Below are 14,003 nucleotides of genomic sequence, written 5' to 3'. Positions count from 1 at the left end.
ACTGCGCGGCTACACCCGTTTAAGCGCGCGATAGCCAGGTTTGGCCAGCAGCAAATGGGCGTCACCCAGGGCGCACTCGGCAAAGCCGCCTTCACAATAGCTCAGGTAGAAATCCCACATGCGGATAAACGTTTCGCTGTAGCCTAATTGCCTGACCGCAGAAATATGGGCAAAAAAGTTTTCCCGCCACAGGCGCAAGGTGGTGGCGTAATGCAGCCCTATATCCTGCAGGTCTACCAGGCGTAAATCACTGGCGCGCGTCATACTGGCCAGCAGGGCGGTGTTGGAGGGGATATTCGAGCCAGGGAAGATATAGCGCTGGATAAAATCCACAGAACGGATGGCGCTCTGGTAGCGCTGATCGGTGATGGTGATTGCCTGTATCAGGGCCACGCCGTCGGCTTTAAGCAACTGGCTGACTTTTTTGAAATAGGTATCGTAATACTGGTGGCCTACCGCTTCTATCATTTCTATCGAGACCAGCTTGTCATATTGGCCCTGCAAGTGGCGGTAATCCTGTTTCAGCAATACGATCTTATCCTGCAGACCTGCTGCTGCCACACGCTGTTTCGCCAGCACGAACTGCTGTTCCGAAATCGTGGTGGTGGTGACATGGCAGCCATAATGCCTCGCAGCATAAATGGCAAAGCCGCCCCAGCCGGTGCCTATCTCCAGCACATGGTCTGTCGCAGATAATTGCAGTTTCTCGCAGATCAGCTTTAGTTTGTGCTCAGAAGCGGTTTGCAAGCTGTCAGTCTCAGCCGCGAACACAGCCGAGGAATACATCATGGTCGGGTCCAGGAAAAGCTGGAACAACCCATTGCCCAGATCATAGTGCGAGGCGATATTTTTCTGGCTGCCAGCCTCACTATTGCTGTTCAGCCAGTGAAAAACCTTGAGCAATGGTTTGCTCAGATACTGGTAACCGCCTTCCAGCGTATCCATCACCGACTGGTTGAGCACCATCAGGCGCACCACATCGGTCAGGGTGTCGGCCTGCCAGTAGCCCAGCATATAAGCCTCGCCGGCACCTATGCTGCCGCCAAAGGCGATCTCGCCATAAAAACGTGGGTCATGCACGGTGATAGTGGCCTGGATCGCCGTTGCACTGCCATCACCGAATACATACTGCTGCTGACCATCTATCAGCGTCAGCTGACCTGTTTGCAGCCTGGCCAGACGCTTGAGCAACTGGGATTTAGCCAGTTGAGCGACCCATTTGGCACGACTTTTTGACTTTAACGGCTTGGTCAACGTGTCTGCGGCTAACGTTTTTGCGCTAGGAATTGAGTTCATGATTCATCACCAGGTTTAGAGTGTTGTTTTGGGTGAGGGTAAAAAGGCATTCTTTTGAGCCATAGGCGCAGGGCTTGCCAATAAATGGCAGCCACCACTTTCAATGTCATCCACGGGTAGCTGAATAGCATACGGTTGAGGCTGGCGGCCTGCCATGGTTGCCGTTCCAGCTTTAAAGTGGCAAAAAACATGGCTTGCTGCTGCCGCCAGTTTTGCATATGCACACTGATCGTGTCGCCCGGGGCTGAAAACTGCCATTGGTAATCTATATCCATAGGCATGAACGGCGAGACATGGAAATCTTTATCCAGTTTGAATAACAGTGACTTATCCTGTTTGACCTCATGCACATAAGCGAACTGCTCTTGCCACGGCGTATTGGTGATATGGCTGACGATGGCCTGCAATTCGCCCTGGCTATCATGGCAATAATAAAAACTGACCGGGTTGAAACATATGCCCCAGTAACGGCAGTGGGTGAGCAGGCCTATGCGGCCCAGCGGGCGCTGACCGGTGTGTGTTTCTACCAGGTCTCGCACGCATAGCTCCAAGGGCTGGTCGGGTGAGCCCAGGTAATCCTGGCGCCTGAAATAGGCACAATTTGGTTTAAGATAAGACCATAAGCTGTTATTTTTAAATAAATAAGGCAGCTCTTCCAGGTCCAGATAAAGCATGAATAGCTGGTAGCGGAAGCCATGCAGCTTGGGTTGCAGGCGTTGATGGCTGATCCAGCCGGTATAAATGGCGCTATGCAATTTTTCACCAGCCAGCTGTTTATTCAAGCTTTGCCCGACGACCGCTGCCTCATCAGGGATCACAGGTGCAGAATGAGTCATAGTAGCGCCGCCTGAAAATGCTGAATGGCTGCCAGCGCACTCACCACGCCATCTTCATGAAAACCATTTTTCCAGTAGGCTCCGGCAAATCCGCTGCGGTTGTGGCCACTGATCTCTGCATGCCTTAACTGGGCTTGCGCACCCGCCAGGGTAAACAGCGGGTGACGATAGTGCAGTTTCTTGATGACTTTGGACTGAGCTATGCCATGGGTGTGATTGAGCGTGACCAGCAAGGGCTCTGCCGAGCGTATGCCTTGCAGGATATTCATATTGTAGGTGACTTGCACCTTGCCGCTAGCCTGCGCCGTGACATGGTAGTTCCAGGCGGCCCAGGCCAGTTTGCGTCTGGGCATCAAGCTGGCGTCCGTGTGCAAAAAAACGCTGTTGTCCTGGTAGGGGATGGCGCCCAGTATCTGCTGTTCTGCCGCTGTGGCTTCAGCACCCAGTATGTGCAGGGCCTGGTCGCTGTGACAGGCAAAAAACACATAGTCAAAACGCTGCTGACCCTGCGCGGTGGTGAGGGTCACGCCATGTGCATCTCTATGCACGGCGGTGACAGCGCAGTTCAGGTGTATGCGGTCTCTATAACCGGCGGTGATTTTTTCCAGATAACTGGCCGAGCCGCCCTTGATGGTGCGCCATTGCGGTCTTTGGTTGACGCTCAGCATGCCATGATGATGAAAAAAACGCACAAAGAAGCGGGCAGGAAACTGCAGCATCTGCTCGGCATCAGTAGACCAGATGGCGGCGCCCATAGGCACGATATAGTCACGCACGAATTGCGCTGAATAGCGGTTTGCTGCCAGATAATCGCCCAGCGTGATCTCGTTGCCAGGCGCCAGCAATGCCAGCGCCTGTTTGTTAAAGCGCAGAATGTCGCGGATCATACGGTAAAAAGCCGGCGAAAGCAGGTTGCGCCTTTGCGCGAACAGGCTGTTGAGCGTCGTGCCGTTATATTCCAGCCCGCTGACTTCATTGCGCACGCTAAAGCTCATCTCACTGTTACGCCAGGCGACGCCAGAGGCAAGCAGCATGCGCTCAAACTCGGGATAGGTCTTGTCGTTGAACACGATAAAGCCGGTGTCTACCAGATGGGTCTGCCCGTCTATGCTTATCTGGTGGGTATGGGTATGGCCGCCGATATAATCATTGGCTTCAAACACCGTCACCTGGTGTTGCTGATGCAGATGGTAGGCAAGTGTATTTCCGGCGATACCACTGCCGATAATGGCAATATTCAGGCCCATGCTTAATGCCCCTTGCCTGCATGCTGGTTACGGATTTCTAGCGGCACCTGTTTGAGATTCCAGATCAGCCCCAGGGCGGCCAATATTTTCAGCCCGTAATAAGTAAAATCCAGCTCCCACCAGTAGAAACCCTGTTTCACTGCACCAGGATAGTGGTGGTGGTTGTTATGCCAGCCTTCACCCAGCGTGAAAATAGCGATCAGCCAGTTATTGCGGCTATGGTCGCGGGTCGCATAACGGCGACTGCCCCAGACATGGGCCAGCGAATTGATGCAAAAAGTCGCATGGTAGAGCACTATGGTTGAAACGACAAAGCCCCACACCAGCAACTGCCAGCCATCCGTGTGTAAGCCAGGTGCGTAGGCGTTTAGCAGCTCGCCCAGGCCATAAATCGCCAGGGCAAGGGCTACCGGCACCAGGCTATCAAACCTGTCCAGCCAGCACAGTTCGCGGAAGCGTGTCAGCTCACGCACGCGTTCAAGCTGGGTCTTAAAGTTGGCGTGGCTTAAAAACCAGCCCAAATGGCTCCAGAGAAATCCATGCTGATGCGGCGAATGAATGTCTTGCGGCTGATCAGCATGTACGTGATGGCTGCGATGATGCGAAGCCCACCATAACGGCCCGCGCTGCACTGCAGTGGCGCCGATCAAGGCGAAGACGAACTGGCCGATGCGCGAAGTCTGAAAGGTCTTGTGCGCAAAGTAGCGATGATAAAAGCCGGTGATGGCAAACATGCGCAGCACATACATGCTGACAGCGAATGCGACTGCGAAGGGGCTCCAGCCGACCCAGAACAGAGCGATCAGCGCGAGATGCAATGCGACAAATGGCAATACCCGCCACCAGTCTATACTTTCACAAGTGGCAGTGGCTGGCGCCTGGTAACGCTGGTTATCCAGCCAGCCGACCAGGCGGCCTAGCAAACCAAAAACATGGTGCTGCATGTTGCTTCCTCTCCAAATCCCTGGCGGCTGTCAGCCAGCAGGGAGGCATTTACCAGCGTTTCATTCGCTGTCATTCAGACCAGCCACTTGTTCACAGCGCCGGTTTGACCGGGGGTGGCACATTCAGGTGCGGGAAGATTTCCAGCTTGCTGATGTCGTATCCCATGGCCTTGATCTTTGCCACCAGCTGGTCAAAGCTGGCCTGGTCCATAGCTGGTTGTCGTGACATCAGCCAGACATAATCGCGTTTGTTTCTGGCGACTATGGTGTGCTGGCCGTCATCGCTCAGGTAGGCGATCAGGTATTCGGACTTGAACGGCCACAAGAACTGCATCTGCCATTCGGCATTGCCGCTGCCAGCCACCACGAAACCGGTCGGGTGATAAACTTTCTGTTTGCCATCGAAACCGCCCTGGTTGAAAGTAAAAGTGGTGGCGATAGAGCCATCTGCATTTCTGTCATAGTGCTCGACCGGGTTATATGGGTCACGCTCCATAAAGGTCGGGATAGCCGCGATCACATACCAGTCGCCCATAAAGCGGTCCACGTCTATATGTGCCACTGTCTGTATCGGCGGCAAGTTTTGACAGCCAGTGAGGCCTAAGATAGATATCATACAAATCACTTTAATTAAAATTTTTAACATATTGATTAAATGAGTTTATAAACGATTTTATAACCTTCGGGCGTCACCGATTCCAGCGCCACCCAGTCGTCTTTCTGGTCATACCAGAGCGTGATGTTCAATTTGTCTTTACCTTTGTAGCGCCCGCGCAGATGGTATTGGCGGGTAGCTGTGTCCTGGCCTTTGACCAGGATATTCTTACTGCCATCATCGGTGACCGTCACATCCAGATATTCGGCATTCTGCGGATTGAGCAGGCGGGTCTGCTTGAGCATCGCCGGGTTCCAGTAGGCAAAGGTCATGATGCAGGCGGGCAATGTCTGCTTCTCGCCGCTGTTTGCCAGCTGCTTATCTGGCTTATCCTGCTTGTCTTGTTTATTTAGGACAAACTGGCCATCTTTCAGTTGCCCACTGACATCCGTAACAGTCTTGTTTTCTTCAGTATGTGCTTTCAGGCTGCTCAGGCATGCGCCTTGCCAGGACTCATCTGCCTGATGCCGGTAGCGATAGGCATTGATAAACAGCACTTTCACATTGAAATCGGCGCGGCTTTGCAACTGCTGGTCGTTCAAAGAAAACGTATGCGTGCCTATCTTCTGTTTATCCAGCCACACCTCAAAAGACCAGTCTTTTGCCTGCACTGATGGCAGCAGGCCCAGCCATAAACTGACGATAGCCAGCAGTCGTGAATTCTTAAGGCGTGTTTTGCGGGTAGGCACTGTTTGCTTCATGCGTCGTGACCGCCTTTCGGCATGCCTGGGATAAAGGCATTGGTATTCTTAATATAGTCGGCATAGCTAGGGCGGCGGCTGTGTATGGTCGTTTCCATCAGGCTGACCCCACTGACTTTGAGCAACAGGAAAGTCATGATCAGCGGCGATATCCATACCCAATGGTCGCCGGTGGCGGCGCCAAACAGGGCGAAACCCCACCAGACCAGGCATTCGCCAAAATAGTTGGGGTGACGGCTGTAGCGCCAAAGCCCGCTATCCAGCACCTGGTTCTCATGCCCGGGCTGGTTGCGAAAGCGCGTCAGCTGGATATCGGCCACCACCTCCCAGTAAAACCCTAGCGCGAACAAAATGGCAGCCGCGCCATCCAGCCACTGCAAAGGCGCCTGGCTGGTCACAGCGGCATACAGCGGGTAAGAGATCACCCAGGCCAGCAGCGCCTGCAAGCCAAAGATGATATAGACACTTTTAAACCAGAAATGCGGTTCATTATTGTTGCGTATGGTGTCATAGCGATGATCTTCCTTGCCCCAGTTGCGCCAGGTCAGAAAAATACTCAGCCGCAATGCCCACAAGCTCACCAATGCCAGCACTAGGCAGGCGCGCACGGATAAGTCATAGTAAAAGATGGCACTGATATAGGCGGTGATCGCCATAAACAGGCTCCACATGCTATCGACATGGCTGTAATGATGGGTAGCAAAGCTCAGCAGCCAGCCACTCAGAGCAAACAACAGTATCGCGATCAGTGCATAGGTATAAATCATGTGTGCCTTATCTCAACGGTGTGGTTAAACGCAACGGTTTGATTAAACGCATAGCGCACCCAAAGCAGTAATGGCATGGCAATGGCCCATTCCAGCGCCACCCAGGCCAGGCTATAGCCGGGGGAGGGTAGACCTACTGCGCCCAGCTGCACTGCACCCAGGTAAGCCAGCGGGCCAAAAATACCGCCAAGCACGGCGGCGAGCAGCGGTTTGCACTGTAACCAGCGCATACTCACATTCAGGGTACAGGCAAAGGCCAGCCATAAGGCGATCATCCATAATGGAATATGGCTGATCCAGCTGTGGTGGTCGTTAAAACTGATCCAGCCCATGCTGTAACCGATCTGGTCGAACAGACTGCCCACTGCTGCGGTGACCAATAAAGGTAAAGCCTGCTGCCAGCTTTCTACCCATTGCAGATGAGCGGCAGTGTATAGCACAACCAGTATGAGTACCTGCCACGCCAAACCCGCTCCGGCGGAAAGCACGCATGCCCACCACAGCAGCTGGAAAGATATAAAATTAAATATAATCAGATTGTTAGAACGCATATCTGATATCAAACTTTACTTCTTTGCAAACAGATAGTGGCTGACCCACCAGGTCTGCCCATGCTGGTATGCAAACAGTTCGGCACATGCCATGAAAAAAATGCGCCAGCGCTGGCGCCAGAGCTCGGCATCCGCCTCACCATAAATGGCTTGCAAAACTGGTGTCAGCGCGGCGCGATTCTGGTCCATATTATCCAGCCAGGCATTGGCGGTCTTTTCATAATGGCTGCCGTTCCAGCGCCATTTATCTATGATCTTGAGATCATCCTGAAAATAAAGCGGCAGATCATCACTAGGCATCATGCCGCCACTAAAGAAATACTGACTCATCCAGTCATCGTCGGACTTGACGTCAAAGGTGTACGGCGCATGCCTATGCACGAAAATATGTTTAAAAAACAGCCCGTTGGGTTTCAGCCAGCGCGCCACTTTGGCATATAACACCTGATAGTTGCGCATGTGCTCGAACATCTCTACCGATACGATACGGTCAAAGCGCTGCTCGGTATCGAATACATTCATATCTGCAGTAATGATATTGAGATTGGCCAGGCCGAGCAGGCTGGCCTGCTGCAGGATATATTCGCGTTGCGAAGCAGAATTGGAGACGCCGGTGATGCTGGCATTCGGATAATGCCTGGCCATCCACAATGTCAGCGCACCCCAGCCGCAACCGAGTTCCAGTATCTGCTGACCGTCCTGGATCAAGGCATGGGCACAGGTTTTAGACAGCGCCAGGTTTTCGGCCTCATCCAGTGTTTCCGTCTCGTCTGACCAGTAACAACTGCTATATTTACGTTGCGCGCCCAGGCAATATTGATAAAAATCTGCCGCGACCTCGTAGTGTTGCGCGTTGGCTTTTTCAGGTAGTGGCGCAATGTCTGCGGTTTGCATCTGCTCGAAAAACTGGATCAGGGCTGCTTGTGCGCTCTCACAATCGTTGTCCTCTATCTCTTCCAATCGGGCCTGGCAGAGTCTCTGTATGCCTTTGCGTATGAGTAGATCTGGTAATAAGCCTTTTTCGGCAAGTTTGAGGGCAAAGGAAGTGGGCAGGCTCATAACTATTATCGCATTAACTAATATTATTTATGTCCATCATAAACCGGCTTTAGTTGCAATGTGATAAATATTTATTTTGCATGGTGGTCACGCAAATAGCCTGTGCACGCAAAAATCCTTTTCAGACGCATTTCGCATGTATACTCACCTGTATAGTCATTGGATATATAGCTATGAATAAACCTCTCATGCGGCAGTTATCAACTTATCTAGGGCTGGCGTCAGTATCGCTGTTGCTGGCTTGTTCCCAGGTCTCAAGGCCGGGCTCGCCTGCGGCACGGAATACAGACTGGCCCAGTTACGGTCTGAATCTGCAAGCGCAACGTTTTTCGCCTTTGTCGCAGATCAACCAGCAGACTGTCGGCCAGCTGGCATCTGCCTGGACCGTCAACACCGGCGTCAAAGCCACTTTCCAGGCGACGCCTATCGTCGTCAATGGCGTCATGTATGTCAGCCTGCCGTTCAACCATGTGCTGGCACTGGATGCCGCGACCGGCAGGCAATTGTGGAAATACACGCATGACCGCAAAGCCGACTGGCCTATGTGTTGCGGGCCTGCCAACCGCGGCGTTGCCGTGTCTGAGGGCAAAGTATTCATAGGCACGGTGGATGCGCGTCTGATCGCGCTGGATGCCGCCAGCGGTAAAAAACTCTGGGATATCGATGTCGCTGCCAATCAGGTGAATACCGAGCAACAAAATACGCTGAATAGCAGTGACCCGAATAAAACCAGGAAAGTCACCGGCGGCACCGGCGTCGGCATTGCCATGGCACCTGTGGTCTACAAACATAAGGTCATTATCGGCATCACCGGCGTAGGCTATGGATTACATATAGACAACCCGACCAGCGATGCGCCTTTGGGCGCGGTGATAGGGGTGACAGGTCGTTATGGGCGCCCGGGTTTTCTGGCTGCCTTCGATGTGAATGACGGCCACCAGCTGTGGCAGTTTGATACTATCCCGGCAAAAGCCTGGGAGGGGGGCTTTACTACCAGAACAGCGGATGGCAGTGTGTTTGAACGTGATATCGCGGCCGAGAAAAACGCCCTTAAAGACTACCCGGATGCGGCCAGGTTTGGCGGCGGTTCAGCCTGGAGCACACCGGCGATAGATAGCAACACCGATACACTTTACTTTGGTACGGGTAACCCGTCACCGCAAATGAACGATGTTTCCAGGCCGGGTGACAATCTGTATACCGTGTCACTGGTGGCGCTGGATACCGAGACCGGGCGCTACAAATGGCATTACCAGCAAGTGCCGCACGACTTGTGGGGCTATGATCTGGCCAGCCCGCCAGTGCTGTTTCAGTACCAGCATCAGGGAAAAGCTATCGCGGCAGTCGGGCAAGCCAGTAAAACCGGCTGGTTCTATATACACGACCGCGCTAGCGGGCAGTTTCTGGCTAAATCCGAAGCCTTTGTGCCACAGCTGAACCTGTTTAAAAAACCTGGTACTGAGGGCACCGTGATCTATCCCGGTATCCTCGGTGGTGCCAACTGGTCACCTGTGAGTGTAGATGAGCGCCAGCACAGGATATTCGTGGCCGCCATGCATAGCCCGATCAAATATACCGTGCACGAAACCGATGCCGGCAACGCACAGAAACCCATGCGCTATGCCGCGAGCGAGCCGACTGAAGATGCGCGCTGGGGCTTGCTGAGTGCGATAGATAGCCAGAGCGGCAAGATCGCCTGGCAGCATAAAACCGAGCAGCCACTGGTGGGTGGTGTGCTGTCTACCGCCGGCGGCCTGCTGTTTTGCGGCGAAGGCAACGGTCGCCTGACCGCTTATGCCAGCGACAATGGCAAAGCGTTATGGCATTACCAGTCCGAATATGGCGTCAATGCGCCGCCCATCACTTACCAGATCGCGGGAGAGCAATACATCGCGGTGGTGAGTGGTGGCAACTCGCTGTTCGGCTTTAAACAGGGTGACCGTATCCTGACATTCAAACTGGCAAAATAAAAAGCGCTGCAGGCTGCAATGGCAGCCTGCTCGCCAATCTCATCGCCACTGCCTGCAGCACAGCTGAATATTTATACGGATAAATATTTAATTTAAGTAAAAATTAGAATTGACAGGTTAATGAGGGGCGAATAAATTAGCATACATGTATCTCGCTCCCACCCTGAAACAAATGGCCTTGGCTGCAGTTGAATGTGCTCTCTCAAGGCGTTTCATATCAAAGCCTTATGAATATTTAGCGGCAGTTGAACGTTTAGCACAACGCAATCTCAAATCGGTGTAAGCACTGTACTGATTAATCCTTGATGTGAATAACAAGATGGGAATCACAAATGCTGGCTAGCAGGTTTATATCGGTATGAGTTCACCACGCACAGAGCGCTGGGCGCTTGAATCCATCATTATCTATGGGTTCATCAGTTTTTTTGCGCTGCTGGTTGTCCTGGGCATCACCAGCATTTTTTACCTGCAACGTTTTTCCGAGACCAACCGCTGGATCACACATACCAACGAAGTCATTTCAAAACTGGATAGAGGCCTTTCGCTCTTCAACCAGCTGGAAGTGTCGCAACGCGGCTTTTTGCTCACAGGTGACGACAGCTCTATCAATCGTCGCGATATCGCTTTGGCTGACCTGCAAAAGGATATTACCGAGCTGGCGGTGCTGACCAAAGACAACAGCTTCCAGCAGAAGCAGATCACGCTGTTAAGACGGCTGATAGACAGGCGACTGATCTACTTTAATCAGCTCGTTGATTCCGCACACCAGGTCCCCATCGCCAAAATGCGGGATATCCTGCGCCAAGACTCCATCCGTCGCGAGGATATGCTGGAGATCCGCGGCGTATTCAGTGCCATGTCGCTGGAAGAGCAGAACCTGCTGGCCGACCGTACCAAGCTGGAACAAGACCATGCCAAAGACTTGCTGACCCTGTTCACCTTTATGTCGGTCGCTATCCTGATCTTTTTCCCGCTGCTGATATGGCGTATCCGGCGTGATCTCAGGATACGCAAGCAAGCCTCGGCTGAACAAAGAAGGCTCACGGATATTCTGGATGCCTCACCCGACCTGATCGCCAATGCCAACCTGCAGGGCGAGTATTTTTATCTGAACAGAGGAGGGCGCAATCTGCTGGGCATAGGTGAAAACGAAGATATCGCCGCACAAGCCATCTCGCGCATGCGCCCGGACTGGGCGACTGAACTCATACATAACAAGGCCATTCCCGCCGCACTGAGTACCGGAGTATGGAGCGGTGAAACTGCCTTTATCAGCCGCACCGGCATAGACATCCCGGTTTCCCAGGTCGTGGTGGTACATAAGGATGCCAGCGGCGTGCCCACGCACTTATCCACGGTGGCCCGCGATGTCAGCGATTTCAAGCAGATAGAATACGACCTGAAAAATGCCGCGCTTTATGACCAGACGCATAGTGAAGTATTAAGGCTGTTCAACGCCAATTACGACCGCACACATATCCTGCCCAATATGCTGGAGATCCTGGCCAGGAATCACGCTTTCCCGGTTTCCGCGGTGTATGGCTATGACGAATGGGGCGGTTTTTACAATCTGGAAAGCTCACATGCGGCACCCAGCGATATCCTCACTGAATTCAAGCTCGGCCACGGCATCATAGGCGAGGCGGTACACAAGAACCAGACCCTGATACTGCGTGATGTGGAGGAGTTTCCCAGCCTGACCATAGAGACCGGGCTGCTCTCAATTAAGCCGGCCGGCATTATCATCTGTCCTGTCACTTACCAGGAAAAACGCCTGGCCGTGCTGGTGCTGGCGGCAAGCCATGCCGTGACTGACCGCGACCAAACCTTTATTGAGCGCCTGTCGGCCCAGCTTGGGGTGGCGTTGCATAATATCCAGCAATATGGCGACCTCAAGCTGCTGGCCGAGCAACTGCATCTGCGCAGTGAAGAAATAGGGCTCAAAAACGAGCAGTTGCTGGAAGCAGACAAGATGAAGTCCGAGTTTCTCGCCACCATGTCGCATGAACTGCGCACGCCGCTCAATGCCATTATCGGTTTTTCGGAGATACTGCGCGATGGCTTGATCGGTGAATTGGCGGATAAACAGAAAATCTACGTCAATGATATTTTTGAGAGCGGGCAGCACCTGCTGTCGCTGATCAATGATGTACTCGACCTGTCAAAAATCGAAGCTGGCCGCATGGAGCTTGAAGGCGAGATGATAGACGTGCAGGGCCTGCTGCAGAACAGCCTTTCCATCATCAAGGAAAAAGCCGCCAGCCAGCATATCAAACTGCTCTCTGACCTGCCAGACGCTTTAGGCCATGCCTGGCTGGATTCACGCAAAGTGAAACAGATCGTTTATAACCTGTTGTCCAATGCGGTGAAGTTCACGCCTGAAGGCGGGCAGGTCACCTTGCAGGCAAGCCTGGTTGAGCGCGACCATGTGCTGGAGCAAACCAGGGATATCCCGAAAAACCATTATTCACCTATAGGGAATGCCAGCCAGTTTATCCAGATCTCCATCACCGATACTGGCATAGGCATAGAGCCACAGGATATCAACCGTCTTTTCCAGCCATTTGTGCAGGTTGAAAGCACACTTTCACGGCGTTTCGAGGGCACCGGCCTGGGCCTGGCTCTGGTGCGAAAACTGGCTGAACTGCATAGCGGGGCGGTGGCCGTTACTAGTACGCCGGGGGCAGGCAGCACCTTCACGGTCTGGCTGCAACATAACAGCAACCTCGGCGACAGCACGGTAGCCAGCGTACAGCCCGGAGAGAGTCTACGCCCATTCGTGCATACCGATACACCGCATGTGCTGGTGCTGGAAGATGATGACAGGGCGGCCGACCTGATCAGGCTGCAACTGGAAGCAGACAATTGCCGGGTGACGCGTGCGGCTACTGCTGAAATCGCTCTGGCTATCCTGGCTGGCGGCAATCCGCCAGATCTGATCACGCTGGATATCTTGTTGCCTGGCATGGACGGCTGGGAATTTTTAACCAAACTGAAAACAGATGCCAAACTCGCCCATATCCCAGTGGTCATTCTTTCTATCATCGCAGATAGCAACCGCGGCTTGTCACTGGGCGCAGCACAGGTATTGCAAAAACCGGTCTCGGCCGACGATCTGCAAACTGCTTTAAGCACGCTGGGCTTTAGCAAACCCGGGCATAACCTGCCCGGTGCCAAGGTACTGGTGGTTGATGACGACCCCAAAGCGGTCGAAATCATTTCTTCTTATCTTGAGCACGCCAAACACACCGTGCTGCGCGCCTATGGCGGCAATGAAGCTACCAATATCGCCAAAATGCAATTACCTGACCTGATTGTGCTGGATCTGATGATGCCGGAGATCAATGGCTTTGAGGTGGTTGAGGATTTAAAGCAGGATAAACGCACGGCAAAGATCCCTATCATTATCGTGACCTCCAAATTTCTCACACCACAGGAGCATCAAGTCCTGAAAGGCCATGTGCTGGCTGTGCTGGAAAAATCCGAATTCAATCATGGCAACTTTATCACCGAAGTCCACCGCGCCTTGTCCGCCAAGAAAAAGCGCACCAGCAAGGCAAATTCGCAGAGGCAATGATGGCAAAAGTCCTGGTGATCGAAGACAACCCTACCAATATGAAGCTGGCGCATTTGCTATTGGAGACTTCAGGGCATGATGTGTTGCAGGCAGTCAACGCGCTGGACGGCATAGACATCGCACGCAAGGATTTGCCGGCAGTGATACTGATGGATATCCAGCTACCGGGCATGGACGGCCTGACCGCCACGCGCATGCTGAAACAGGAGAGCATCACCAGTCATATCAAGATAATCGCACTCACCGCATTTGCCATGAAAGGCGACGAAGAAAAAATGCGTCAGGCAGGGTGCGATGGCTATATAGCCAAGCCTATCCGTTATAAAGAGTTTCTGGAAACCGTTGATGCCTTGCTTTAAAACACCAGAATTCCACTTTAAAGCAGATCTGCGCATAAAAA

Annotated in this window: 12 protein-coding genes; 3 read left to right on the top strand and 9 right to left on the bottom strand. The window is 53.0% G+C overall.

The window, feature by feature from the left end; translation table 11 throughout:
- Nucleotides 1–9: 9 nt before the first annotated feature.
- From ACT6RZ_RS11680 to ACT6RZ_RS11640, 9 genes are all read right to left on the bottom strand, one after another.
- The gene (locus ACT6RZ_RS11680; RefSeq protein WP_444702273.1) at nt 10–1,296 is read right to left on the bottom strand and encodes a class I SAM-dependent methyltransferase; all 1,287 of its coding nucleotides are present in this window, start codon (nt 1,294–1,296) and stop codon (nt 10–12) included.
- Complete coding sequence (locus ACT6RZ_RS11675; RefSeq protein ID WP_444702272.1) at nt 1,293–2,132, bottom strand: DUF1365 domain-containing protein; 840 nt, start codon at nt 2,130–2,132, stop codon at nt 1,293–1,295. The genes ACT6RZ_RS11680 and ACT6RZ_RS11675 overlap by 4 nt, the downstream gene beginning before the upstream one ends.
- The gene (locus ACT6RZ_RS11670; protein WP_444702330.1) at nt 2,129–3,373 is read right to left on the bottom strand and encodes an NAD(P)/FAD-dependent oxidoreductase; all 1,245 of its coding nucleotides are present in this window, start codon (nt 3,371–3,373) and stop codon (nt 2,129–2,131) included. The genes ACT6RZ_RS11675 and ACT6RZ_RS11670 overlap by 4 nt, the downstream gene beginning before the upstream one ends.
- Before the next feature lie 8 nt (nt 3,374–3,381).
- The gene (locus ACT6RZ_RS11665) at nt 3,382–4,323 is read right to left on the bottom strand and encodes an acyl-CoA desaturase (protein ID WP_444702271.1); all 942 of its coding nucleotides are present in this window, start codon (nt 4,321–4,323) and stop codon (nt 3,382–3,384) included.
- A 91-nt stretch (nt 4,324–4,414) separates the two neighbouring features.
- On the bottom strand, nt 4,415–4,939 hold the full coding sequence (locus ACT6RZ_RS11660) for a lipocalin family protein (RefSeq protein WP_444702270.1): 525 nt from the start codon (nt 4,937–4,939) through the stop codon (nt 4,415–4,417).
- Between the two features lie 35 nt (nt 4,940–4,974).
- Nucleotides 4,975–5,679: a DUF6134 family protein gene (locus tag ACT6RZ_RS11655; RefSeq protein ID WP_444702269.1), complete on the bottom strand. Its 705-nt coding sequence runs from the start codon at nt 5,677–5,679 to the stop codon at nt 4,975–4,977.
- On the bottom strand, nt 5,676–6,446 hold the full coding sequence (locus ACT6RZ_RS11650) for a DUF1295 domain-containing protein (RefSeq protein WP_444702268.1): 771 nt from the start codon (nt 6,444–6,446) through the stop codon (nt 5,676–5,678). Before ACT6RZ_RS11650 ends, ACT6RZ_RS11655 begins: the two co-directional genes overlap by 4 nt.
- The gene (locus ACT6RZ_RS11645; protein ID WP_444702267.1) at nt 6,443–6,997 is read right to left on the bottom strand and encodes a DUF2878 domain-containing protein; all 555 of its coding nucleotides are present in this window, start codon (nt 6,995–6,997) and stop codon (nt 6,443–6,445) included. The genes ACT6RZ_RS11650 and ACT6RZ_RS11645 overlap by 4 nt, the downstream gene beginning before the upstream one ends.
- A 15-nt stretch (nt 6,998–7,012) precedes the next feature.
- Complete coding sequence (locus ACT6RZ_RS11640; RefSeq protein ID WP_444702266.1) at nt 7,013–8,056, bottom strand: SAM-dependent methyltransferase; 1,044 nt, start codon at nt 8,054–8,056, stop codon at nt 7,013–7,015.
- 173 nt (nt 8,057–8,229) lie between these two features.
- On the opposite strand from ACT6RZ_RS11640, the gene ACT6RZ_RS11635 reads away from it, so the two are divergent.
- From ACT6RZ_RS11635 to ACT6RZ_RS11625, 3 genes are all read left to right on the top strand, one after another.
- Nucleotides 8,230–10,026: a pyrroloquinoline quinone-dependent dehydrogenase gene (locus ACT6RZ_RS11635; protein ID WP_444702265.1), complete on the top strand. Its 1,797-nt coding sequence runs from the start codon at nt 8,230–8,232 to the stop codon at nt 10,024–10,026.
- Between the two features lie 358 nt (nt 10,027–10,384).
- On the top strand, nt 10,385–13,603 hold the full coding sequence (locus tag ACT6RZ_RS11630; RefSeq protein WP_444702264.1) for a response regulator: 3,219 nt from the start codon (nt 10,385–10,387) through the stop codon (nt 13,601–13,603).
- Nucleotides 13,600–13,962: a response regulator gene (locus tag ACT6RZ_RS11625; protein ID WP_444702263.1), complete on the top strand. Its 363-nt coding sequence runs from the start codon at nt 13,600–13,602 to the stop codon at nt 13,960–13,962. The genes ACT6RZ_RS11630 and ACT6RZ_RS11625 overlap by 4 nt, the downstream gene beginning before the upstream one ends.
- The last annotated feature ends 41 nt before the right edge of the window (nt 13,963–14,003 follow it).

Origin of the sequence: Methylophilus sp. (assembly GCF_052437885.1) — a bacterium.
Taxonomy (GTDB): Bacteria; Pseudomonadota; Gammaproteobacteria; order Burkholderiales; family Methylophilaceae; genus Methylophilus.
Note: the sequence above shows the minus strand (reverse complement) of the source record. Positions and strands in the feature narration are given on the sequence as shown.

Bases quoted from the DNA above. Each gene is read 5' to 3' on its own strand.
- ACT6RZ_RS11680 (WP_444702273.1), bottom strand. From the start codon at position 1,296: ATGAACTCAATTCCTAGCGCAAAAACGTTAGCCGCAGACACGTTGACC.
- ACT6RZ_RS11675 (WP_444702272.1), bottom strand. From the start codon at position 2,132: ATGACTCATTCTGCACCTGTGATCCCTGATGAGGCAGCGGTCGTCGGG.
- ACT6RZ_RS11665 (WP_444702271.1), bottom strand. From the start codon at position 4,323: ATGCAGCACCATGTTTTTGGTTTGCTAGGCCGCCTGGTCGGCTGGCTG.
- ACT6RZ_RS11660 (WP_444702270.1), bottom strand. From the start codon at position 4,939: ATGATATCTATCTTAGGCCTCACTGGCTGTCAAAACTTGCCGCCGATA.
- ACT6RZ_RS11655 (WP_444702269.1), bottom strand. From the start codon at position 5,679: ATGAAGCAAACAGTGCCTACCCGCAAAACACGCCTTAAGAATTCACGA.
- ACT6RZ_RS11650 (WP_444702268.1), bottom strand. From the start codon at position 6,446: ATGATTTATACCTATGCACTGATCGCGATACTGTTGTTTGCTCTGAGT.
- ACT6RZ_RS11645 (WP_444702267.1), bottom strand. From the start codon at position 6,997: ATGCGTTCTAACAATCTGATTATATTTAATTTTATATCTTTCCAGCTG.
- ACT6RZ_RS11640 (WP_444702266.1), bottom strand. From the start codon at position 8,056: ATGAGCCTGCCCACTTCCTTTGCCCTCAAACTTGCCGAAAAAGGCTTA.
- ACT6RZ_RS11635 (WP_444702265.1), top strand. From the start codon at position 8,230: ATGAATAAACCTCTCATGCGGCAGTTATCAACTTATCTAGGGCTGGCG.
- ACT6RZ_RS11630 (WP_444702264.1), top strand. From the start codon at position 10,385: ATGAGTTCACCACGCACAGAGCGCTGGGCGCTTGAATCCATCATTATC.
- ACT6RZ_RS11625 (WP_444702263.1), top strand. From the start codon at position 13,600: ATGATGGCAAAAGTCCTGGTGATCGAAGACAACCCTACCAATATGAAG.